16 protein-coding genes and 1 pseudogene are annotated in these 20,962 nt (G+C 72.3%); 14 read left to right on the forward strand and 3 right to left on the reverse strand.

What is annotated here, in order from left to right:
• Positions 1 to 186: 186 nt before the first annotated feature.
• The 3 genes from ABZ896_RS09470 to ABZ896_RS09480 all read left to right on the forward strand — a co-directional run bounded on the left by ABZ896_RS09470 (position 187) and on the right by ABZ896_RS09480 (position 2,024).
• Entirely contained in the window at positions 187 to 1,152 is a 966-nt protein-coding gene (locus ABZ896_RS09470) for a zinc-binding dehydrogenase (protein WP_360924520.1), read from the forward strand.
• Between the two features lie 99 nt (positions 1,153 to 1,251).
• Complete coding sequence (locus ABZ896_RS09475; protein WP_030038196.1) at positions 1,252 to 1,461, forward strand: helix-turn-helix domain-containing protein; 210 nt, start codon at positions 1,252 to 1,254, stop codon at positions 1,459 to 1,461.
• Positions 1,461 to 2,024: a Clp protease N-terminal domain-containing protein gene (locus tag ABZ896_RS09480; protein ID WP_360924524.1), complete on the forward strand. Its 564-nt coding sequence runs from the start codon at positions 1,461 to 1,463 to the stop codon at positions 2,022 to 2,024. Before ABZ896_RS09475 ends, ABZ896_RS09480 begins: the two co-directional genes overlap by 1 nt.
• 357 nt (positions 2,025 to 2,381) lie before the next feature.
• Here the strand turns inward: ABZ896_RS09480 and ABZ896_RS09485 are convergent, their stop codons facing one another.
• On the reverse strand, positions 2,382 to 3,479 hold the full coding sequence (locus tag ABZ896_RS09485) for a helix-turn-helix transcriptional regulator (RefSeq protein WP_360924527.1): 1,098 nt from the start codon (positions 3,477 to 3,479) through the stop codon (positions 2,382 to 2,384).
• Between the two features lie 487 nt (positions 3,480 to 3,966).
• Positions 3,967 to 4,788, reverse strand: a pseudogene (locus tag ABZ896_RS09490) (DUF4097 family beta strand repeat-containing protein); the annotation flags it as partial.
• A gap of 149 nt (positions 4,789 to 4,937) precedes the next feature.
• Between ABZ896_RS09490 and ABZ896_RS09495 the strand changes: the two are divergent.
• Entirely contained in the window at positions 4,938 to 5,783 is an 846-nt protein-coding gene (locus ABZ896_RS09495) for a hypothetical protein (protein ID WP_360924530.1), read from the forward strand.
• A gap of 65 nt (positions 5,784 to 5,848) precedes the next feature.
• Here ABZ896_RS09495 and ABZ896_RS09500 read toward each other — a convergent pair whose 3' ends face one another.
• Complete coding sequence (locus ABZ896_RS09500; protein ID WP_018544467.1) at positions 5,849 to 6,028, reverse strand: DUF6104 family protein; 180 nt, start codon at positions 6,026 to 6,028, stop codon at positions 5,849 to 5,851.
• Positions 6,029 to 6,178: 150 nt separating this feature from the next.
• Between ABZ896_RS09500 and ABZ896_RS09505 the strand changes: the two genes are divergently transcribed.
• The 10 genes from ABZ896_RS09505 (at position 6,179) to ABZ896_RS09550 (ending at position 20,956) form a co-directional block, all read left to right on the forward strand.
• Positions 6,179 to 6,613 (forward strand): CU044_2847 family protein, encoded by a 435-nt coding sequence (locus ABZ896_RS09505; RefSeq protein WP_360924533.1) that lies wholly within the window; start codon positions 6,179 to 6,181, stop codon positions 6,611 to 6,613.
• 68 nt (positions 6,614 to 6,681) lie between these two features.
• A complete protein-coding gene (locus ABZ896_RS09510) occupies positions 6,682 to 8,775 on the forward strand; it encodes a trypsin-like peptidase domain-containing protein (protein ID WP_360924699.1) in 2,094 nt (697 codons plus the stop codon).
• Between the two features lie 121 nt (positions 8,776 to 8,896).
• On the forward strand, positions 8,897 to 9,916 hold the full coding sequence (locus tag ABZ896_RS09515; RefSeq protein WP_360924536.1) for a MoxR family ATPase: 1,020 nt from the start codon (positions 8,897 to 8,899) through the stop codon (positions 9,914 to 9,916).
• Positions 9,917 to 9,923: 7 nt separating this feature from the next.
• Positions 9,924 to 13,292 carry an SAV_2336 N-terminal domain-related protein gene (locus ABZ896_RS09520; protein WP_360924539.1) on the forward strand — a complete coding sequence of 1,123 codons (3,369 nt, stop codon included), beginning with the start codon at positions 9,924 to 9,926 and terminating at the stop codon, positions 13,290 to 13,292.
• Between the two features lie 48 nt (positions 13,293 to 13,340).
• Positions 13,341 to 13,532 carry an FxSxx-COOH cyclophane-containing RiPP peptide gene (gene fxsA, locus ABZ896_RS09525; RefSeq protein WP_360924542.1) on the forward strand — a complete coding sequence of 64 codons (192 nt, stop codon included), beginning with the start codon at positions 13,341 to 13,343 and terminating at the stop codon, positions 13,530 to 13,532.
• 195 nt (positions 13,533 to 13,727) lie between these two features.
• A complete protein-coding gene (locus ABZ896_RS09530; RefSeq protein ID WP_360924545.1) occupies positions 13,728 to 14,906 on the forward strand; it encodes an FxsB family cyclophane-forming radical SAM/SPASM peptide maturase in 1,179 nt (392 codons plus the stop codon).
• Positions 14,906 to 16,336 (forward strand): HEXXH motif-containing putative peptide modification protein, encoded by a 1,431-nt coding sequence (locus ABZ896_RS09535; protein ID WP_360924701.1) that lies wholly within the window; start codon positions 14,906 to 14,908, stop codon positions 16,334 to 16,336. Before ABZ896_RS09530 ends, ABZ896_RS09535 begins: the two co-directional genes overlap by 1 nt.
• Before the next feature lie 154 nt (positions 16,337 to 16,490).
• Positions 16,491 to 19,508 (forward strand): FxSxx-COOH system tetratricopeptide repeat protein, encoded by a 3,018-nt coding sequence (gene fxsT / locus ABZ896_RS09540; protein WP_360924548.1) that lies wholly within the window; start codon positions 16,491 to 16,493, stop codon positions 19,506 to 19,508.
• Positions 19,509 to 19,613: 105 nt separating this feature from the next.
• Entirely contained in the window at positions 19,614 to 20,018 is a 405-nt protein-coding gene (locus tag ABZ896_RS09545) for a CU044_2847 family protein (RefSeq protein WP_360924551.1), read from the forward strand.
• Entirely contained in the window at positions 20,015 to 20,956 is a 942-nt protein-coding gene (locus ABZ896_RS09550) for an AAA family ATPase (protein WP_360924554.1), read from the forward strand. The genes ABZ896_RS09545 and ABZ896_RS09550 overlap by 4 nt, the downstream gene beginning before the upstream one ends.
• Positions 20,957 to 20,962: the final 6 nt, after the last annotated feature.

Here is a 20,962-nt window from a genome sequence, read left to right on the forward strand (position 1 = left end):
GCCGACAAAAAGCCGTTCAGGTGAGTGCTTTTAGGGGCGCGGGGAACTGCGCGACCAGCCCCCACCGGGCCGCACCCGCCACACCACCGAACCCGGCAACCCATTGGGCGCACTCTCCGCAACAGGGCGATGGTCACAACGCGCCCCGGTTCCCCGGCGGAGCCCCCGTTGCCTATCGTCGACGTCATGTTCGCTGTCTACGCCGCCCGAATCGACCGCGACGACCCGCTCTCCGGACTGGAGTTGGGGGAACGTCCCGCCCCTGACGCCCGTCCAGGGTGGAGCGTCGTCGACGTCAAGGCCGCCTCCCTGAACCATCACGACCTGTGGTCCCTGCGTGGCGTGGGCCTCGCAGAGGACAAGCTGCCGATGATCCTCGGCTGTGACGCCGCCGGTGTCGACGAGGACGGCAACGAGGTCGTCCTGCACTCGGTGATCGGGCAGAGCGGGCACGGAGTCGGCCCCAAGGAGCCGCGGTCCATCCTGACCGAGCGGTACCAGGGGACGTTCGCCGAGCAGGTCGCCGTGCCCACCTGGAACGTCCTGCCCAAGCCGAAGGAGCTGTCCTTCGCCGAGGCGGCCTGTCTGCCCACGGCATGGCTGACGGCGTACCGGATGCTCTTCACCAACGCGGGCGTCCGCCCCGGTGACTCCGTGCTCGTGCAGGGTGCCGGCGGCGGTGTCGCCACGGCCGCGATCGTGCTGGGGAAGGCCGCGGGGCTGCGCGTCTTCGCCACCAGCCGGGACGAGGCCAAGCGCAAGCGTGCCGTGGAGCTGGGTGCCGTGGAGGCGGTGGAGTCGGGCGCGCGGTTGCCGGAGCGGGTCGACGCCGTCATCGAGACCGTGGGCGCCGCCACCTGGTCGCACTCGGTGAAGTCGCTGAAGCCCGGCGGCACGCTCGTCATCTCCGGCGCGACGAGCGGGGACCGGCCCTCGCACGCCGAGCTGACCCGGATCTTCTTCCTGGAGCTCAAGGTCGTGGGGTCGACCATGGGGACCAAGGACGAGCTGGAGGACCTGCTGTCCTTCTGTGCGGCGACCGGGGTACGGCCCGTCATCGACGAGTTGCTGCCGATGGACCGGGCCCGCGAGGGCTTCGCGCGGCTCGCCTCCGGCGACCAGTTCGGGAAGATCGTCCTCACGAACAGCTGATCTGCCTCCTTGTGTGACGGCCGGCCCGTTTTCGGGCCGGCCGTCGGCGTTTGTCAACCATGGTTGACGTAGGGTGTGATGTCAACGTAGGTTGACATCATGACTGAGGCAACCGATCTCGCCGAGCGCGCGGGCGATCGTGATCCCCGGGTGGGGCTGCGCGCCGTCGCCGCGCTGCGCAGGCTGCTGGAGCAGTTGGAGGCCGTGCAGGTGCGCAGTGCGCGCCATCAGGGCTGGTCGTGGCAGGAGATCGCCGCGGAACTCGGGGTGAGCAGGCAGGCCGTGCACAAGAAGTACGGGAGGCATTGATGTTCGAGCGGTTCACGAAGGACGCCCGTGCGGTGGTCATGGGTGCGGTCGAACAGGCGGAGGCGGCGGGGTCCGCGACCGTCGAGGCCGAGCACCTGCTGCTCGCCCTGCTGGAACGGGAGGGCAGCCGCGCCTCCTTCGCCCTGGCCGCCCTGGGGCTCGCCGGACGTCCGGAAGTCGTACGGGACGCTCTCGCCGCGTCCCGGCGGCGCGGCGGGCTCTCCCAGGCGGAGACCGACGCGCTGGCCGGACTCGGCATCGACGTCTCCGAGATCGTCGCCCGTGTGGAGGAAGTGCACGGGGTCGGGGCGATGTCCGGCGACCTGAAGGCCAAGGGGTGGTGGTCCGGTCGGCGCGCCTTCGGACGCAGCGCCAAGGAGGTCCTGGAGAAGGGCCTGCGCATCGCCGTCGCCCGCCGCGACCGCCACATCGGCGACGAACACATCCTGCTGGCCCTGACGGTACGGCCGGGGGTGGCGGGGGAGGTGCTTGCCGATCATGGGGTGACGCATGAGTCGGTTGCTCGGGTGCTGTATGGCGGGGGAGAGGCGAAGGCGGGCTGAGGTGAGGGCGGGTGGCGGGTGGCGGGTGGGGGTGGGCGTGAGGGTGGGGCGCGGGGGCTTTCTCCGGCAGCGCGGCCGGTCCGGAGGCCGGGGTCGACCGGCTGCGGGGTTGGCTGTGCTGTGGGGTGGGTCGTGCTGCGGGTTAGCCGTGTTGCGAGGTAGGTCGTACTGGAGGTTGGCCGTGCTGCCGAGTCAGCTGCACTGCCGGGTCGGTCGCGCCGCAGGACTGACCGCTGCCGGTCCGCCGCTCTGCCGGGTCGGCTGTACTGCCGGCTCGGTCGCGCTGCGGGGCCACCCGCGCTGCCGGGTTCGCTCTGCCGGCGCAGGCGGCGGACTTCGCGAACCCGGCGTCGCGCCCTACGCCTTCGGCGCTCGCAGCAACGCTCCTATGTGTGCCGCCGCCGTCGACAGATGGCGGCGGGCGTCGCGGAGCTGGTCCGGCGTGATGCCGTGGTCGCGGGCCGCGTCGCGGATGTCGTCGCGGAAGCGGTCGAGCAGGCGGTCCAGGTCGCGGGCCGGGTTCCCGGTCGAGTCCTCGTGCGCCCAGGACGGTTCGTACTCGGCGGGGAACTCCTCGGGGGTGTCCGAGTACTCGGGTGCCGGAGCCGTCCCCCCGCTCTCCTTCTCCCCCCGCGCACCGCCCCTGCCGAAGCCGAGGTCCTTCCCGAACTCCTTGCCGTAGTTCTTCCCGAACTCCCCGAACTCCTTGGCCAGTTCGGTCAGTCCCTCACGTACCCCCGTCGGCCAGTCGCCGCGCGAGAAGTGGTCCTGCACCTGCTCCTGGACCCGACGGGCGATGCGCTGCACCTCCTCCTGCGCCTGCTCCCGAGCCCGCTCCTGGGCCTCCTTGGCCTGCCGGCGGGCCCGCTGGGCCTCGTCACGCGCGCGCCGGCTCTCGTCCTTGGCGCGGCGGGCCTGCTCCTTCCACTCCTGCTTGACGCGGCGCATCTCCTCCTTGGCGGCGCGCCACGACTCCTTGTCGGTGTAGTCGCCGAAGTCCCCGAAGGGACCGTCGTGTTCACCGCCCGGGCCGCCTGTGCCGGAAGTCCCGGGGGCGCCACCACCACGCCGTGCCTCGGAGGCGGCGGCGCGCATCTCGCGCCGCAGGTCGCCCGCCGCACCGCGTACGTCGGCCCGGATCTCGGCGGCCAGCTCGGCCACCGACTCGCGGATCTCCAGCTCCAGGTCGGCCAGCTCACCGCTGCGGTCGGCCAGTTCGGCGCGGCCCGCGTCCGTGATGGCGTACACCTTGCGGCCGCCCTCGGTGGTGTGGGTGACCAGACCCTCCGCCTCCAGCTTGGCGAGCCGGGGGTAGACGGTGCCCGCCGAGGGGGCGTACAGGCCCTGGAAGCGCTCCTCCAGGAGCCGTATCACCTCGTAGCCGTGACGCGGGGCCTCGTCCAGCAGCTTGAGCAGGTAGAGGCGGAGGCGGCCGTGGGCGAAGACGGGGGGCATGTCAGAGCACCTTCTTGTCGGTCGTGCCGTCGGCCTGGGCGTCGGTCGGGTCGCCGGGCTGGGTGCCGGGCGGGTTTCCGGTCGTACCGTCGGTGGAGGCGGCGGCCGGAGCCGGGCCGTCGTCCGGGCCGGAAGAGGAATTCTCCCCCGAGGTGCCGTGCTCGCCGTCCATGGGGTCTGCCGGGGCCACTGGGCCTGCCGGAGCCACTGGGCCTGCCGGGTCCGCCCGGTCCACGGGGGCAGCCTGGTCCACGGAGTCCGCCCGATCCATGAGGTCTGTCGGGTCCGCCTGGTCCCCGGAGTCCGTGGCGTCTATCAGGTCCGTCTGATCCGTCGGGTCCACCGGATCCGTCAAGTCCGCTCGGTCCGTAGGATCCGTGGCTTCCTCCCAAGCCGCCCCGGCGTCGCGCTCCTTCCTGAACCTCGGCCCCTCACCCGGCGTTGTCCGCCCACGGGCCGCACTGTGCGTGCCCCTCTCCGCCTCCCACGGCCCCTCCTCGTCCTCGCCCGGCGGGCGGCGCAGGAGGGCGATGGAGCCGGAGACGGTGGTGGCGCGGAGCTTCCCCGTGCCGGCGCCCAGGCGGCCGGTGACCTTGTGGGCGCCCCACTGGCCGTGCACCCGGAGGCCCTCGAAGGCGTTGGAGATCGTGCCGCTCGCGGTGTTGGCCTCCACCTCCGCGTCCGCGGGCTGCGGGAGCCGGATGGCGATCTCGCCGGAGACGCTGGTCAGCCGTACGTCGGTCGGGCCCTCCGGGTCGAGGTCGACGATCATCGAGCCGCTGACCGAGTCGGCCCGCACGGAGGGGCCGGAGCCCTCCACGACGGTCAGGTCGCCGGAGACGGAGTGGAAGCGGAGGTCGCCGGTGACGGCCTGGGCCTCCAGGTTCCCGGAGACGGTGTCGGCGCGGACCGGGCCGGACAGGCCGACGAGGGTCGTGTCGCCGGTGACCCCCTTGACCACCGACGGTCCGCGCACCCCGGACACCACGGCCGCGGCGCCGACCACGCCCACCTCGACGCGGGTCTCGGCCGGCACGGCGAGTGAGACGACCGCACTGCGCCGCCAGCCCTTGCGGTCCAGCCACTTGAGGAAGCCCTTCCAGGGCAGGTCCTCGTACGCGACCGTGAGGGTGGCGCCCTCCTGGGTGACGACCAGGGGTGGCCCCTCGATCTCGGAGACCTCCAGACGGGCGGAACCCTCGTCCGTGCCCATCACGTTCACCGTGCCGTTGACGATGCGGACGTGCAGCTCGCTCACCGGCGCGTCGAAGGTGAGCTTGCCGGGCTCTGCGACGGACCACTCGGACATGGTGGGAACCTCCCCGTGACAACGCGCCATATCGCGTCTCTCTGCTATTCACGATATATCGCGGTCGGGGAAAGTCAAGACACTCTTTCCGGGGACGCCCGCACCCTCTCGACATGCTCAACCGGTACGCATCGCCCTAGCGTGTGACCATGTCGACGGCAGCTTCCCGATCCGGCCCCCGCCGAGGCCCCGCCCCCGGCGCCCTGCTGCTGTGCCGGGCCGAGCCGGACTCCGTCGCCTCCGCAGCCCGGCTGCTGCGCGAACGGATGTTGCTCACCCGGGCGGGCGAGGAGTGGAGCGTCCTGGTCCCCGAGGGCAAGCCCTGGCTGCACGGCGACGAACCGGTCGACCGGGTCCTCGGCGGCTGGGCCACCGCCCTCGCCGTCGGCGCCTCCTGGCCCGTCCTCGCCCTGTGGTGGGACGCCGACCGCGGCGGCTACACCCTCGCGGCCGGCTTCCGCCGCCCCGTCGGCTACGTCTGGCTCACCAACGGCACCCCGGCCGGCGAGGACGAGGCGATGCGCACCTTCGCCGCCCGTCTGGGCCTCGACCCGGTCCTCGACGTCCAGTCCCTCGACCGGCTGACGCAACCGGACCCCGCCGCCGACGCCCGCGCCCGCCTGCGCGGCCTGCTCGCCGTCCTCACGCGCGCGGGCGTCACCCTCCCCACGGGCCTCGCTCCGGGCGAGCCCGCGGACCGCCTCCGCGAGGTCGCGCGCGTACGGCCGGACGCCCGCACGGTGGAGGGAGGGGACTGGCGGGACGTCGTACAGGGCGAGTTCGAAGTGGTGGCGGGCCGCCACCTGACCCCATGGCTCCCCTGGTCGGGCGACCCGAGGGCCCGCACCCTGGCCCTCGCCCAGATCGCCACCGGCCTCCCCTTGGCCGCCTGGGGCCTACGCCGTCGCAGCGGCGGCTGGCTCACGGCGGGGGCGCTGCTGCTGGCACACGGGGTCCTGGGACTGGCGTACGACGTGACCCACCCGAGGGACTGACACCCCACCGCCCACACGAAAAGCGGGGCACCCGGAGGCACCCCGCACCGCGACAGCCGTAACCCCTACTCGTCGTCCTCGTCATCCAGCCGAGCCAGCCACGTGGCCAACCGCTCCACCGGCACCTCGAAGTCCGGATTCAGATCGACGAACGTCCGCAGCTGCTCGGCCAGCCACTCAAAACTGACCTCTTCCTCGCCGCGCCGCTTCTCCAGCTCTTCGATGCCTCGGTCGGTGAAGTACATGGATTGTGCTCCGTGGTGGATTTCAGGGGTTGGGACGCTCTCACCGGGGAAGGACCACTTCCTCCTCAGGCGAGTGGGACAGGGAGAGAAAGAGCCTTCGGGTCCGTCGGGGGAGACAGACAAAGGATAGGCGGGAACGGGGGGAACGCCATGAGTGAGGACGTGACGCGGGTAGTACGCATCGCACTGCCGGACGGGACACCGGTGTGGGCCAGGATCTCCGGCGCCGAGGGCCTGGCCGAGCCGCCCGGGCAGCTGTCGTACAGCGATGTCGGTTTCACCGAGCGGGTCGAGGCGAGCGTGGAGAGCCTGCACGCGCTCATCACCGGAGTGGCACGGTCGTTGGCCGGCCCGGTGCGTGCCGTCCGCCCCGACGAGGTGAGCGTCGAGTTCGGCATCGAGCTGACGGCCAAGGCCGGCAAGGTGGTGGGTCTGCTCGCGGACGGGGAGGCCAAGGCGGCCATCACGGTCACCCTCACCTGGAACGGATCCGGCGACGCGCTGGGCACACCGGGCACGGGCGCGTCCACCGGCGCGTCGGTGCACGGGGGCGCCGATGGCGCCGCCCCGGGGAGCGGAGCATGACGGAGTGGCACGCCCGGGGCGCGTCCCACGGCTCCGATGCCGCCGGTCGTGCACTGCGCCGACTCGTCATGACGTCGACCGTGCGAATTCATCGCACAAGTGTCGGGTATGCCCTGGACGAACCCGGATCGTTTCTCGGGAGCGGCTTCTTCATCGCTCCCAACTGGGTTCTGACCTGCGCACACGTGGCATGCGACGGGGTGGGGGGCGAAGTGGCTGTGGTCTACGAAACCGTGCCCGGCCACTCGGCCGCCGTGACCGGCCGGGTGGCGGCGACCATTCCGAGCCGTGACGACCCCGCCGTGCGGATCCTCCCCGGCAGATGGCCGGCTCCGGACCTCGCACTCGTGCAGCTGCGCGAACCCGTGGACCACGAGTGCGCGTACGTCTCGGAGCGGCCGCCCGCCTACTACGCGGAGGGACAGGTGCTCTACGCGGGCTGGACAGTGATCGACGGGCAACTGCGCTTCCTTTACGGGCCGCTGGCCGTGCAGGGCACCATCGGCGGCTGGTCCTCGGACGTGCAGATCCGCCTCGGCGACAACGACCTGCCGCACGGGGTGTCCGGCGGACCGGTGATCGATCCGGTACGGGGTGAGGTCATCGGCGTACTGAAGTCGCGTTCGGACCGCCGGCCGGGCGGCACATGCACCGGGATCGAGCAGCTGCGGACGCTGCCCGTGCCGCAGACGGCCTGCAGGTCCGAGTACGACGACCCGTACCAGGCGATCTTCCACGCCCACGACCGCTATCACCGCGACCGGCAGCGGCAGCCCGGATCTCGACGGCACACCTGGGCGGACGTGCAGACTCAGCTCGGCCACCGGCCCGGTCGCACGCTCGGCCCGGACGAACGGTCCGAGCTGCTCGGCCGGCTGGCCGAACTGCCGCCCCCGGTCAGCACCCGCGCACTGCTCGGCATCCTGGAGTCCCTGCCGGCCTTCCAGGACCCCAGTCCGCTGCCCGCCCCGCGTGGTTGGCGGGACGGTCTCGGCGCCCTGTACGAGGGCGCGCGCGACGACGGTGCCCTGGAACGGCTCCTGGACTACGCGATGCGCGCGCTGTCCGCCGAGCGTCCCTTCGTCACGCCCCGTACGGCGGACGCCGAGGAGGCGCTCTGGGACTGGGTGCGGCAGGCCGCGCAGCGGCTCGGCGCGCCCTACCGCGAGAACCTCGCCGAACAGCGCACCCAGCGGCTCAGGCTGCGCAGGCCCCCCGGGGAGGCGCACCTCCCGGAGGGAGCCGAGGAGCCCGACACGATCACCGGCGTGTTCGACCCGGGCAGCGACGGCGTGTCGGGGGAGCGCGACCGCAGGGCCGAGACACAGCCCGCGGCACTGCTCGAACTGGAGCGGCGGGCCTGGGAGCCCGACCGCTACGACTGGTCCGTCTCCGTGGTCTCACCCGCCGGCGAGGCGGTGCGCCTGCACGAGGCCGAGCGCGCCGCGCTGGCCGAACTGCCCGCACAGATCGCCGCGCCCCTGGCGGAGGCCTTCCGACGCTGCGACGAACCGGGGCGGCCGGCGGTTCTCCAGGTGGCGCTGCCGCACATGCTGCTCGGGCTCGCGGTCGACACCTGGCAATTACGGCCCCAGGAGCCGCCGTTGGGCGAGCTGCGCCCCGTGGTCGTACGCTGTGCCGACCGGGACCAGCTGCCCGAGGAGGACGGGTTCCCGCTGTTCGACGAGGAGCGGGACGACATCGACGCGGAGCGCAGAGCCCGCTGGCGCTGGCTGCACGCGCACCGGGCCAAGGCCGAAGTCCTCGACTGCGACGACGGGTTCCGTAAACCGGTACCGACGGTGGAGCAGCTGCGCGGCCGCTCCCACGGCACCGTTCCGGTGCTGTGCCGCTACGGCGACCAGCGGTACGAGGACGACTCGGCCGCCCTCACCAGGATCGTGCTCGGCGGCTACGGGGTGGCGCTCTGGCGACGACGAAGAGATGAACTGGCCTCCGTGTGCGGGGAGTTCCACAGAGGCACGATCGACGAGATAGCCGAACCGCCCAGTGCCGCGCGCCTTCCGAGGGCGGTGCACGAGCTGCGGGTGCGGCTGCGCGCGGCCCGTCTGGAGGCCTTCTGGGCCGACGGCGTCGCCCTGCTCTACGACGATCCCCACCACCCCCTGCCGGGAACCGGTGATCTTCTGGAGGCTCCTTGACGCAGCCGCGGAAACAACCTGGCCACTGTGCCAGTTGGCCTCTTATCAGGTCCCGCGAGGATCGATACGGTGAAGCACATTCGTACGGCGCCCGCAGGTGACGAGTGACGAGGACCGGATCATGACCGAATCCAGTGAGTGGCTCATCTACCGAGGCGCCGGCGAACCCCACGACGGAATCGGGCGGCTCCCCGCGCCGCCGCCCTGGCGCGACTTCTCCAGCCGGGACACGGGCTCGGGCGACAGCTCCGAGGACCGCAGGCTCGGCGCGTACCGGCACCTGGCGGAGCTGCATCGCCCGGGCGCCGAGGAGCTGGAGATGATCAACGCGGCGCTCTATCTGCGCCGTCCGCTGCTCGTCACGGGCAGCCCGGGGGCGGGCAAGAGCACACTGGCTCACTCGGTCGCCTACGAACTCGGCCTCGGCGACGTGCTGCGCTGGTCCATCGTCAGCCGCTCCACGCTCCGTGACGGTCTCTACCACTACGACGCGATCGCGCGACTGCAGGACGCGCAGATCGCGGCCCAGGGCGGATTCGGTGCGGCGGCCGGGTCGCCCGGTGCGGTCGAGGGCATCGGCAGCTACCTCCGGCTCGGTCCCCTCGGCACCGCGCTGCTGCCCTCCGACACACCGCGCGTGCTGCTCATCGACGAACTCGACAAGAGCGACATCGACCTGCCCAACGACCTGCTCAACGTGCTGGAGGAGGGAGAGTTCGCGATACCCGAACTCGAGCGCATAGCCGACCGGTTGCCGGACGGTGAAGCGACGGTGCTGACGGCCGACGGCGTCAAGGTGCGGGTGCGTGACGGCCGGGTGCGCTGCCGTGCCTTTCCCTTCGTGGTCCTCACCAGCAACGGGGAGCGCGACTTCCCCGCTCCTCTCATGCGCCGGTGCATCCACCTGGAACTCGGCCGTCCGGACCACAACCGACTCGCCACCTTCGTCCGCGCGCATCTCGGTGACGAGGCCGCGCGGGCCGGTGAGGACCTGATCGCGCGGTTCCTGGAGCGCTCGCGCAGCGAACTCCTCGCCGCCGACCAGCTGTTGAACGCGATCTACCTGACCGATGCGGCCGCGCCGCCCAGTCGCGACCGTCTCGCGGAACTGCTCGTCCAGCGACTCGACCGCCCGAGGTGAGGCGCTGATGCCCGACGCAGCGGCGCGGCACGGTCCGCTTCCTCCCGGCGGTGGCGACCAGGCGGCGGGTCGTCCCGCCGTGCCCGGTGACGACCCCATCGCCGAACTGATCGTCCGGCTGCGGGATGCCCGGCTGGACCCGGACGCCGAGCAACTGTGCGATGCCCTGTGGCTGGCCCGCTGGGCCCGGCCGGGTGCCGCCGCGGAGCCGCCGGGCCCCGGCGCCGACGTACGGCCCGTGAGGCTGGTCGGTCCGCCGACCGATGCCGACGCGCGGCCGCGGTCCGAGGCGGACCGCGCCGCCCGGCCCCGGGAGGAACCCTCCGCCCAGGCCGCGGACCGGCGGGTGGCCCTGTACCCGGTGCCGCAGGACGGCCCGCCCCGGGGTGGGCAGGGGGGCCGCGCCGCGGCCCTGTCGGTCGGTGTACCGGCCGCCCCGGCTCTGCCCACCCCGCTCGAACTCCAGCGCGCGCTGAGGCCGTTGCAGGGCTACCGCAGTCCCGCACCGCCCCTGCGCACAGAGCTCGACGAGACGGCGACCGCGGACCTGAGCGCCCAGTCCGGCGGACTGATCCTGCCCGTCCACCGGGCGGTGACCCGGCGGGACGCGAGGCTCCAGCTGGTTCTCGACGCCTCGTCGTCGATGCGGGTGTGGGACCGGCTGTTCACCGAACTGGAGCAGGTATTCGGTCAGTTGGGGGCGTTCTCGGACATCCAGGTCAGTTATCTGCACCAGGATCCGGAAGGCGCGCCCGCCGTCAGCCGCAACGCCGACATGCGCGCGGCGCCCCTGCACGCCCCCGACCGGCTCAGCGATCCGACCGGACGCCGGATCGTCCTGCTGGTCAGCGACTGCGCCGGGCCGCTGTGGCACAGCGGACAGGCCCACCGGCTGCTGCACCAGCTGTCTCGGCAGGGCCCGGTCGCCGTTCTCCAGCCGCTGCCGCAGCGCATGTGGAACCGCTCACGGCTGCCGGTCACCTTCGGCGAGCTCACTCGTGGCGAGACGCTGGGCGGGGCCGCCGTGCTGCGGGTGCGCACTCCTGCCGGAGCTCTGCCCGAGGCGCGGCTGGGCACGCTGCCCGTACCGGTGCTGCCGCCCGAGCCGGTCGCGCTCGGTGCCTGGGCCCGCCTGCTGTCCGGGGCCGGAGCCGGGCCCGTGCCGGGCGCGGTGGGCTGGGTGCGTGCCGACCAGCAGCCGGCGCGGGCGGCCGGCTCGGAGGAGCGGCGCAGGCCGATGGAACGTGTCAGCCGTTTCACCTCCGGCGCCTCCCCGGCCGCCGGCCGCCTCGCCGTCTACTTGGCGGCGGCCCCCCTCTGCCTCCCCGTCATGCAGCTGGTGCAGCGGACCATGCTGCCGGACTCCGGCCCCTCCGAACTCGCCGAGGTCCTGGTCAGCGGGCTGGTCACCCGTGCGCGCGAGGAGGACGACACGGACGGGGCGCTGTGGTACGAGATCGAGCCGGACATCCGTGACGCCCTCCTGTCGAGGCTCGGCCGTGACGAGGCCATGCTGGTGCTCAAACACAGCTCGGAGTACATCGAGCAGCGTTTCGGCAAGGGCGGGCCCAACTTCCCCGCCCTCGCCCTCGCGCAGTTGGGGGACGCAGGAGCCGGGCGGGCATACGCGACGCCCGGCGGCTACCCCCGCGAGAACGGGGGGAACGGCGACGCAACGCCCGTACCGCAGCCGTTCGCGGAGGTCGCGGCACGGGTGCTGAAGCGCTTCATGCCGCTGCCGGAGCAGTTCGAGACGTACGGCCGCCGGGTCGAGCAGGGCCCGGCCGATGACCGGCCGAGCCATCCCGCGGTGGTCCGGGCCCGCGAGCTGCTGACGCGGTTCGACGGTGAGGGCATGGTGCAGGACGCCATCGACGCCGTACAGCTGCTGCGCGGTGCCACCGAACGGGAGCAGCCGCCCGGGGCGGACCCCGAACTGTGGGCCGAGTATGCGCACTCCACCCTGCGGCTGTGGCAGGTGCAGGGGGGTGAGGAACTGCTGCGAGAGGCGGAAGCGGCCGCGGAGCGGGCCGTCGCCCACCCGTACGCCCTGCGTGAACGCGCTGTCCTCGCCCGGGTGCTGGACGCCGCCGCCACCGATCGTCGCCGGCGCGGCGACCGCTCCGGCGCGCTGGACCTGCTGCGCCGCGCCGACCGGGAGTACGCGGTCGCCTGCGCGGCACCCGGCCTGAGGCGCGAGGAGGCCCTCAGGCTCACCCTGGAACGGGTACGAGCCCTGGAGGCGCAGTGGCGGCTCGGCGGTGACACCGCGCTGCTTCAGGGCGCCGTCGGCATGCTGGAGGCGTTCGGCGACATCTGGCCGGACCGCCGTTCGCGCCCGCCCGAACTCCCGCTCGCGCACGGCCGCATCCTGTTGCGGCTGTCCGGCGCCACGGCGGATCCCGCGCAGGCCCGCCTCTACGCGGAGCAGGGCGCGCAGTCGCTGCGGCACGCCCTGGAGACCAGTGAGGACGCACGGACCGCGGAGGCCGTACGTGAGCGCGTACGGGTCCTGCTCGACCTGGTGGACGCGCTGCTGGGCTCCTCGGGCCCGCTGGAGGACGCCCGGGCCCGGGTCGACGAGGCGCTCGGGATCGTCCGGGAACAGCGCCAGTGCGCACAGGTGTTGGTGCGGGCGGGGCGCATCGCCGTCGCGCGGCACGCCGAGTCGGGCGACGCCGCCGAACTACGGCTTGCCGCGGACCACTTCGAGCAGGCGGCCCAGCGGATGTCACGAGACGCGCCCGAGCACGCGGGGGTGCTCGCCGAGTGGGGTGAAGCCCTGCTGCGCACGTCCTGGTCGGAGACCGGTGCGCGGTACCGGGAGACGCTGTCCCGCGCCATCCGGGTGCTTCGGGACTGCCGCATGGAGACGCCGGCGGGCAGCCGCCACCTCGCCCACCGGCTGCTCCTGCTGGGCCGGGCCCTGATGCTCCGTTACCGTGCCCGCGGTGACCGGGTCGACCTGCGGGAGGCCGAGCACCTCTTCGGGCTCGCGGCGGTGGAGGCCGACGACCCGTTGCGGGCCGCCCGCTGCTGGCTGGAGCTCGGACAGGTGCAGTTCGAGGCCTACCAGAGCCTGCGCCGGCCCGCGCGGCTGGATCTGGCCGTCGACGCCTTCCGGGCCGCGACGGAGTCGGCCAGGGAGGCCGAGGAGACGGCGGAGACGGAGCAGTTCCGCCAGGAGGCCGTGGAGTTGGGCGCGCAGGCCCACCACTGGCGGGGTATGTCCTATGAGGCGGCGGCTCGGCCGCGGGCCGCGCGGGAGGCGTACCGGGCGGCCCGTGTGGAGTGGTCGCGACTGCCGGACGGCAGTCTCGGCAGCGGCGAGCCGACGGCCGAGCAGACCGCGCAGCGGCTGGCGGAGCTGGAGTGAGCCGGCCGGGCGGGACACGAGGGGAAACCAGGTCCGAAGGGGGCCGCGATGAGCGTACGGGACGAGTCGTCGCCGGAGGGTGCGGCCTCGGAGGCCGAGCCGCCGCCCGACCTGCTGGCGATGGATCTGGCGGAGCTGGGCACCGTCGAGCATCCGGTGCTGCGCGAGGTGCTGGCCGAGCTGCGGGAGCGGGCGGCGCGGCCCGGCGAGATGCTGTGGGGGTTCAACAGCTCCATGTGAGAGGGAAGGCGCCGAAGCAGCCCAACTCTGGTGCTGAAGCCCTCAGTTCACCGTAACTTCGGTCGCCTTGGCTGCCGTTCCGGTCTCATTCGAAGCTTAATCGGTCATATTCGATCGCTCCGGGTTTGGTGCAGCCGCATCGCCGGGAATCCGCCCGGTGCGAGGCAACGACGGCACGGCATGGGGGGTGCTGGAGTGTCCGGAGAGACACCTGTCCCCGTCCCCTTCCGTCAGTTCGTCGTCAAGATGCACGGGCGCTGCAACCTCGCCTGTACCTACTGCTACCTCTACGAGGGTCCGGACCAGGGCTGGCGCACCCGTCCCGCCACCGCGTCCGCCGAGGTCCTGGAGCGTGTCGCGGCCCGCATGGGTGAGCACGCCCGCACCCACGGCCTCAAGGACATCTCCCTGGTCCTCCACGGAGGCGAGCCCCTGCTGGCCGGTGCGGACACGCTGGCGGGCTTCTCGGCCCTGGTCGCCGAACGCGCCCCCGCCGGCTGCCGGGTCCACACCACCGTCCAGACCAACGGGACCCTCCTGGCCGAGGAGAACCTCGGGGAGCTGGCGCGCGCCGGTGTCCGCGTCGGCATCAGCCTCGACGGGGGGACCGCCGCCCACAACGCGCGTCGCGTCGACCACGCCGGGAGGCCGTCCTGGCCCGCGGCCGCACGCGGAGCGCGACTCCTCGCCGAGCGCTTCCCGCAGTCGTACGCCGGAATCCTCGCCGTCGTCGATCCGGTGCTGGACCCGGTGGAGACGTACGAATCCCTCCTGGCCCTGCGCCCGCCCGCGCTGGATCTGCTGCTGCCGCACGGCAACTGGACCGCGCCGCCCCCGCACCTGGCGGGTGTCCGCCACGGGAGCTGGCTGTGCGCCGTCTTCGACCGCTGGTGGACGGCCGGGCGCAGGGAGACGCGGGTACGGCTCTTCGAGGAGTGCCTCGCGCTGCTGCTGGGGCTGCCGACGGCCACGGAGTCCCTGGGACTGCGGCCGTTCGACGCGATCGTCGTGGAGACGGACGGGTCGATCGAGCTCGTGGACTCTCTGAAGTCGGCCTACCCCGGCGCCGCACACACCGGCCTCGACGTGTTCCGGCACGGATTCGACGACGCTCTGCGGCACCCGGGAGTCGTGGCCCGGCAGGCGGGTGCGGCGGCCCTCGCCGACCAGTGCCGCGCCTGTCCCCTCCTGGAGACCTGCGGGGGCGGCCACTACGTCCACCGCTACCGGGCCGGGCACGGCTTCCGCAACCCCTCCGTGTACTGCGCCGACCTGCAGCGTTTCATCCGTCATGTGGCCCGACGGCTCGCCGAGGACGCGGCGGGCGCGGGACCGGCTCCTGAACCGGCCTTTCGCGAAGGAGGCGCTCCGTGATGTTCCCGGCGGTCCCGGAGCGGGCCATCGCCGAGCTCGGCCGCACCGACCCCAGCCCCGGCACGCTCGCTCTTCTGGTGCGCGACCAGGACACCCGACGGCTGCTGATGCTGCGGGCCCTGCTCGACGCCGCCGCCGCGGCGGACCCGGCGGTGTGCTCACGTGCGCAGAAGAGCCGCCTCGCGGAGGACTGGGCACTGCTGACCGAGGCCGACAGACGAAGGCCCTCGGACGCGGGCGGTGCGGCGGGCCGGGCCCAGCCGCTCTCGCCCGCCCGGGTACGTCTCCTGTACCCGCTGACGGGTCCGTGGCTCGGGCACTGCCTGCGCCGCCTGACCGCGGAGCACCGCCGCTCGCCGCAACTCGCCCGCGATCTGGCTCACTTCAGCGCGCTCGTGGCGGCCGCCGCGGCACGGGCGGACCTGCCCTTCTCGGTACGGCTGACCGCCCGCGACGGAGTCCTCACGCTGCCTTCCCTGGGAGCCCTGCGGACCGCTGCCCGCGGTGACGTGGACGTCGATGTCACCTACAGGTCCCAGACCTTGAGGTTGCGTCAGAGTGAAACCCCGGACGTCACCGTGTACTTGGAGAGCGACGTCGGCGCCTGGTCGGGTTCGCCGGCCTGGCAGACGGCGTACGCCCTGCCCGGTCTGGTGCCGGACGCCCCGCCCATGCCGCTGGACGACCTGGACCCCTACCGCGCCGCCCGCGACCCCCGCCACCGTGCGCTGAGCGGACCGGTGACGCTCGACGACGCGGAGCGCAAACGCTGGCTCCAGGTGTGGACCGGTACGGCCACCGCCCTGCGCCAGGCAGGCGCGCACCGGGTGGCCACGGCGAAGGCACTGCTGCGCTGCCTGGTACCGCTCGCCCAGCCGCCGGGTGCCGGCAGCCGGGGCAGTTGCAGCGCCACTCGCCGTGAGGCGTTCGGCGCCCTGCTGAGCAGCACTCCGCCCGATCCGGTGACCTTCGGCGCGACCCTCGTCCACGAACTGCACCATGCCCAACTGGCCGCCCTGGGCGAGATGGTGACGCTGCATCAAGCCACCTCCGAGGAGAGGTACTTCGCCCCCTGGCGGCCCGATGCGAGGCCCTACGACGGCCTCCTCCAGGGTGCGTACTCGCACCTCGCCATCGCCGACTACTACCAACGCAGGGCGCTCGCCGAGGAGACGGCCGACCGGCAGTCCGCCTGGGCCCAGTACGCCCGTTACCGCGCACAGGTCCGGGCCGCCCTCCCCGCTCTCGTCGGCTCGCCCGATCTCACCGCTCCCGGGCGCCGGTTCGTCGACGAGATGGTCGGCGCCTACGAGCGGATGGACGCACACCCCGCGCCCCGGGACCACACGGCCCGCGCCGAGGCCTACGTAAGGGCGGCACGCGTTCTCTGGTCGCAGCGACACGCCCCCACCTCGCCGCCGAACGAGTGAGGGTCTCGAAGATGACTGAGGAATCGGGCCCCTTGCGCCCGTCCGGTGCGCGAAGATCGTCGCGCCTGGACGTTCGTTCACCCTCTCCGGGGCTCTTACGGGCGGAGCGCCCAGGTTCTAGGATTTCGTGGGACAAAGCGCTGGAGGCGGCTGCATGTCTGGAGCCCGAACGTCGGTCAGGTCAACCGAGAGGGGGGCCGCCAAACAGACGGTCACGATTCACTTCGCCGGGTTCAACCGTGCCTGGGCCGCCTGGATCGGGGACCGGCTGGAGCGGCGTGGGCTGCGGGTGGCCTATCTTCGCTGGGACTCGCCGGTGGAGGTACCGCTGGTCGACCTGCTGCGCGATCTCAAGCTCGCGGACGGCCGCATTCTCATCCTCGTCAGCGAGTGGTACTTCCAACTCGGCCCGCGTACGCACGAGGAGTGGAACGCGGCGCTGCGCGAGGTGGTCGCCCCGGATCCGTCGCGGTTCGCGGCGGTGTCGGTGACCACGGCCTCGCTGCCCTCCGCCACCGCCGTACTGGCTCCGACGGATCTGACCAACATGGGCGCGGACGAGGCCGAGCGCCGCCTCCTGGATCGCCTGGACATTCCCTACGAGGCGTTGCCCGAGGGGGCCGAGACGTCCCGTCGTGGTCCGCGTTTTCCGGCGGCGATGCCGGAGGTGTGGGGCGGGGTGCCGCGTCGCAACACCCGTTTCACCGGCCGTGAGTCGCTGCTGAACGACGCGTACCACCTGCTGCAGGGTGCCGAGCCGGGTGCGGGTGTGGTGACGCTGTTCGGCATGTCGGGGGTGGGCAAGACCCAACTGGCCGCCGAGTACGTCTACCGCTTCGGATCCGAGTACGACGTCGTGTGGTGGGTCAACGCCGAGAAACGCGTGACCTATCGGCGGCTGCTGGCCGAACTCGCCCCGAAACTGGGGCTGCAGACCGGTCAGGAGTACGGCGAGCGGCTGCGCGCGGTGCGTGACTCGTTGCGCCGGGGCGAGCCGTACGGCCGCTGGCTGCTGATCCTGGACGGCGCCGACGAACCCGACCAGATCTGGGACCTGCTGCCCACCGGTCCGGGGCACGTCATCGTCACCTCCCGCAACCCCGAATGGGGAGAGCACAACAGCAAGTTGCTGGAGGTGCCGGTCTATGCCCGGTACGAGTCGGTGGCGTTCATCCGGCGGCGGGCGCCGAGGCTGAACGAGGCGGAGGCGGACCAGCTGGCGGAGGCGCTGGAGGACCTGCCGCTGCTGCTGGACCAGACGGCGGGCTGGCTCAACGACTCGGATCTGTCGGTGCGTGAGTACATCTCCTTGCTGGAGGGCGGTATCGACAGTGACGTGGTGAAGGTGTCGGCGGACTTCCCGCTGGCCTTCCAGACGGCGTGGTCGATACTGCTGAACAAACTGCGTGAAACGGTGCCGGAGTCGGTGGACCTGCTGCGCCTGTGCACCTTCTTCGCCCCCGGTTTCATTCCGGTCCGGCTGCTGAAGGAGATGCCGGTCGACGAACTGCCCGAACAACTCGCCGGTCTGGTCAACGACCCGCTGTTGTGGAACCGGGCGATCAACCAGCTGCGCCAGTACTCCGTGGTGCGGCTGGAGTCCCACGAGACCGCCGGAGACGAGGGGGTCTCGCCCGGCGAGTCGCTGTATCTGCACCGCATGGTTCACCAGATCGTGCACAAGGACATGCCGGAGGCGGACCGCGCGGAGTTCATCGGGGTCGTGCGCCAGGCTCTGGCCGCCGCGGATCCGCGCCGCCCCACCGACCCCGATCTGTGGCCGGTGTACGCGGAGATCGTGCCGCACCTGAAGTACGCGGACGTCCTGCAGACGAAGGACGGCAATGTCCAGCGCCTGGTCTTCAACTCCCTGCGCTACATGTACTTCTCCGGCGAGTACCAGGCCGGCATCAAACTCGGGGAACGCGCCATGGCCGCCTGGCGCTCGTTGCTCGGACCGTCCCACCCCCGGATCTGGGAACTGACCTACCACTACACCAACCTGCTGCGGGCCGTGGGCGACTACACCCGCACCGAGGCGCTCAGCCGCGCCGCCGTCGAGCACCTCAAGGAGAAGCGCGGGCCCCAGGACCTGGAGCATCTGCGGGCCGCCGCGGGCCTCGCGGCCGACCTGCGCGGCCTCGCCCACTACGACGAGGCGCTGGAGCTGTCCCAGTGGACTCTCGTCGCCTACCGCGAACTGCTGGGCGAGCAGGACTCCCGCACCCTCAACGCGCAGAACAACCTGGCCGTCTCCCAGCGCCTGCTCGGGCGCTACGAGGAGGCGCTGGAGGTCGACCGCAGGACCCTGGAGTCCCGGCGCAACCTGCTGCGGACCGGCACCCGCCACCCCTGGACACTCGATTCCGAGATTTCCTACGCCGTCGACCTGCGGCTGCTGGGCCGCTACACCGAGGCCGAGTCGATCCAGCGCAAGAACCTCCTCGACAACCAGCGGGTGATGGGCGAGGACAACCCGCAGACCCTCAAGGCCGAGTACAACCTCGCGCTGTGCCAGTACCGCAGGGGTGTCCGGGAGGAGGCCGGACTGCTCTTCAGCAGCGTGCTGGAGCGGGGTGAGCGGGTCCTGGGCGAGACGGGCCCGGTGACGTTGATCTTCGCCTCCGCGCAGAGTTGCTTCGCCCGTGAGCACGGCGACATCGACCAGGCCCGCGCCCTCATCGAGGCCATCGTCGCCCGCTACGAGGTGATGCTGCCCGACGGGCATCCGTTCGTCGCCGGTGCCCGTGCCAACCACGCCCTGATCCTGCGCAACGTCGGTGAACGCGAACATGCCCACGCCCTCATCGAACAGGCCCTGGCCGAGATGACCGCGGCCGTGGGAGAGCACCATCCCTGGACCCTGGGCTGCGCTCTCAACGCCTCCGCGCTGCGCAACCTCGTCGGCGACACCGAGGCCGCGGCCCTGATCAGCGGGAACACCGTGACGCAGGCCACCGAGGTGCTCGGCCGCACCCACCCACTCACCCTGTCGGCACGCATCGCGCACGCGGCCGACCTCAGAGGTCTGCGGGAGCGGAGGCAGGCGGAGAAGGTCGAGCAGGAGGCCCTCACCGACCTCGAAGCGACCCTGGGCGACAGCCATCCCCACACGGTGTCGGCCCGCTCCCGCAACCGCCCGTTCTGGGATTTCGAGCCCCAGACCACCTGACGGGTGGTGTCCGTTCCCCGGTGCGCATAACACCCGGCGCTCCGGGGAATGAACCGGTTCCATACAACATGCTTGACACACACGTGAGTTGGACCAGGGGGACGTGTGGTGATCATTGTGGGGCCCGTTCCCGAGGACGCGGACGGGCCCGTACCGGTCGAGGTGGAGACGGACCTGCGCTCCGCCGCGGTCGACGGCCTCGACCTTGTGTACGGCGACGAGGAGACCCGGGACGGTGCCGGCCGGCGGGTCGTCCGGGTCGCCCACGACCTCTACACCGACGGCCTGGACCTCGCGCGCCGGTGCGCCGTCCAGGCCGTGCGCCGCTTCGGGGAACTCCAGGAGGACGCCCGGCCCGACGAGATCGAGATGCAGCTGTCCATCTCGCTCGACGCCGGAGTGGCGGCCCTGGTCAGGAGTGGCGCCCAGGCCCAGCTCCAGGTCACCTTCCGCTGGCAGACCGGCAGGTCCGCGGCCGCTCCGCCCACCACGGACGGACCGGACGCGTGAACCGCGCGGACGGCGTGCACATCCTCCCGTACTCCCGGGTCGTCGGACAGCGGGAGCTGAAGCTCGCCCTGGAACTCAACCATGTCTCGCCCCGGATCGGCGGCGTCCTGATGGCGGGTTCCCGCGGTACGGCGAAGTCCACGCTGGTCCGCGCCTTCGCGCTCATGGCCCACGGCGAGCTGCCCGTGACCCTCCCGATCAACGCCACCGACGACCGGGTCCTCGGCGGCTGGGAACTCGACGCGCTCATCCGCGGCGAGGCCCGCCCCCAGCAGGGGCTCCTGGAGGAGGCCGACCACAGGGGACTGCTCTATATCGACGAGGTCAACCTCCTTGAGGACCACCTCATCAACATCATCCTGGACGTGGTCTCGACGGGCGTGCTGTCCGTTCAGCGCGAGGGACTCGCCACCGCCCGGCACCTGACCTTCGGCCTCGTCGGCACCATGAACCCCGAAGAGGGCGGACTGCGGCCACAGTTGCTCGACCGCTTCGGGCTGATGGTGACCGCCGAGGAACTGGACGTGGCCGACCGGCACCGGATGATCCGCACGGTGCTCGACTTCGAGGAGCAACTGGGCCGGGCGGACTCCACATGGCTCGCCGCCGCCGGGCGGGACGACGCGCAGACCCACGACCGGCTGGAGGCCGCCCGGCGGCGGGTCCCCGACATCGAGGTGTCCGACGACGTCCTCAGGCTCTGCGCGGAGGCCGCCGAGCGGGTGCGGGCCGTGGGACAGCGGGGTGAGATCGTCGCCACCCTGGCCGCCCGTGCCCTCGCCGCCCTGGAGGGAGCGCCCCGCGTGGAGCCCGGACACCTGTTACGCGTGCTGCCCATGGCCCTGCGGCACCGGCGGCCCGACAGCACACACGGCGGAACCTTCGACTGGAGCGTCGAGGACGAGGACCGTGTCAAGGACCTCTTCGAGACGGTCTGAGCGTCC

This window comes from Streptomyces sp. NPDC047072 (assembly GCF_040643855.1).
Lineage (GTDB): Bacteria > Actinomycetota > Actinomycetes > Streptomycetales > Streptomycetaceae > Streptomyces.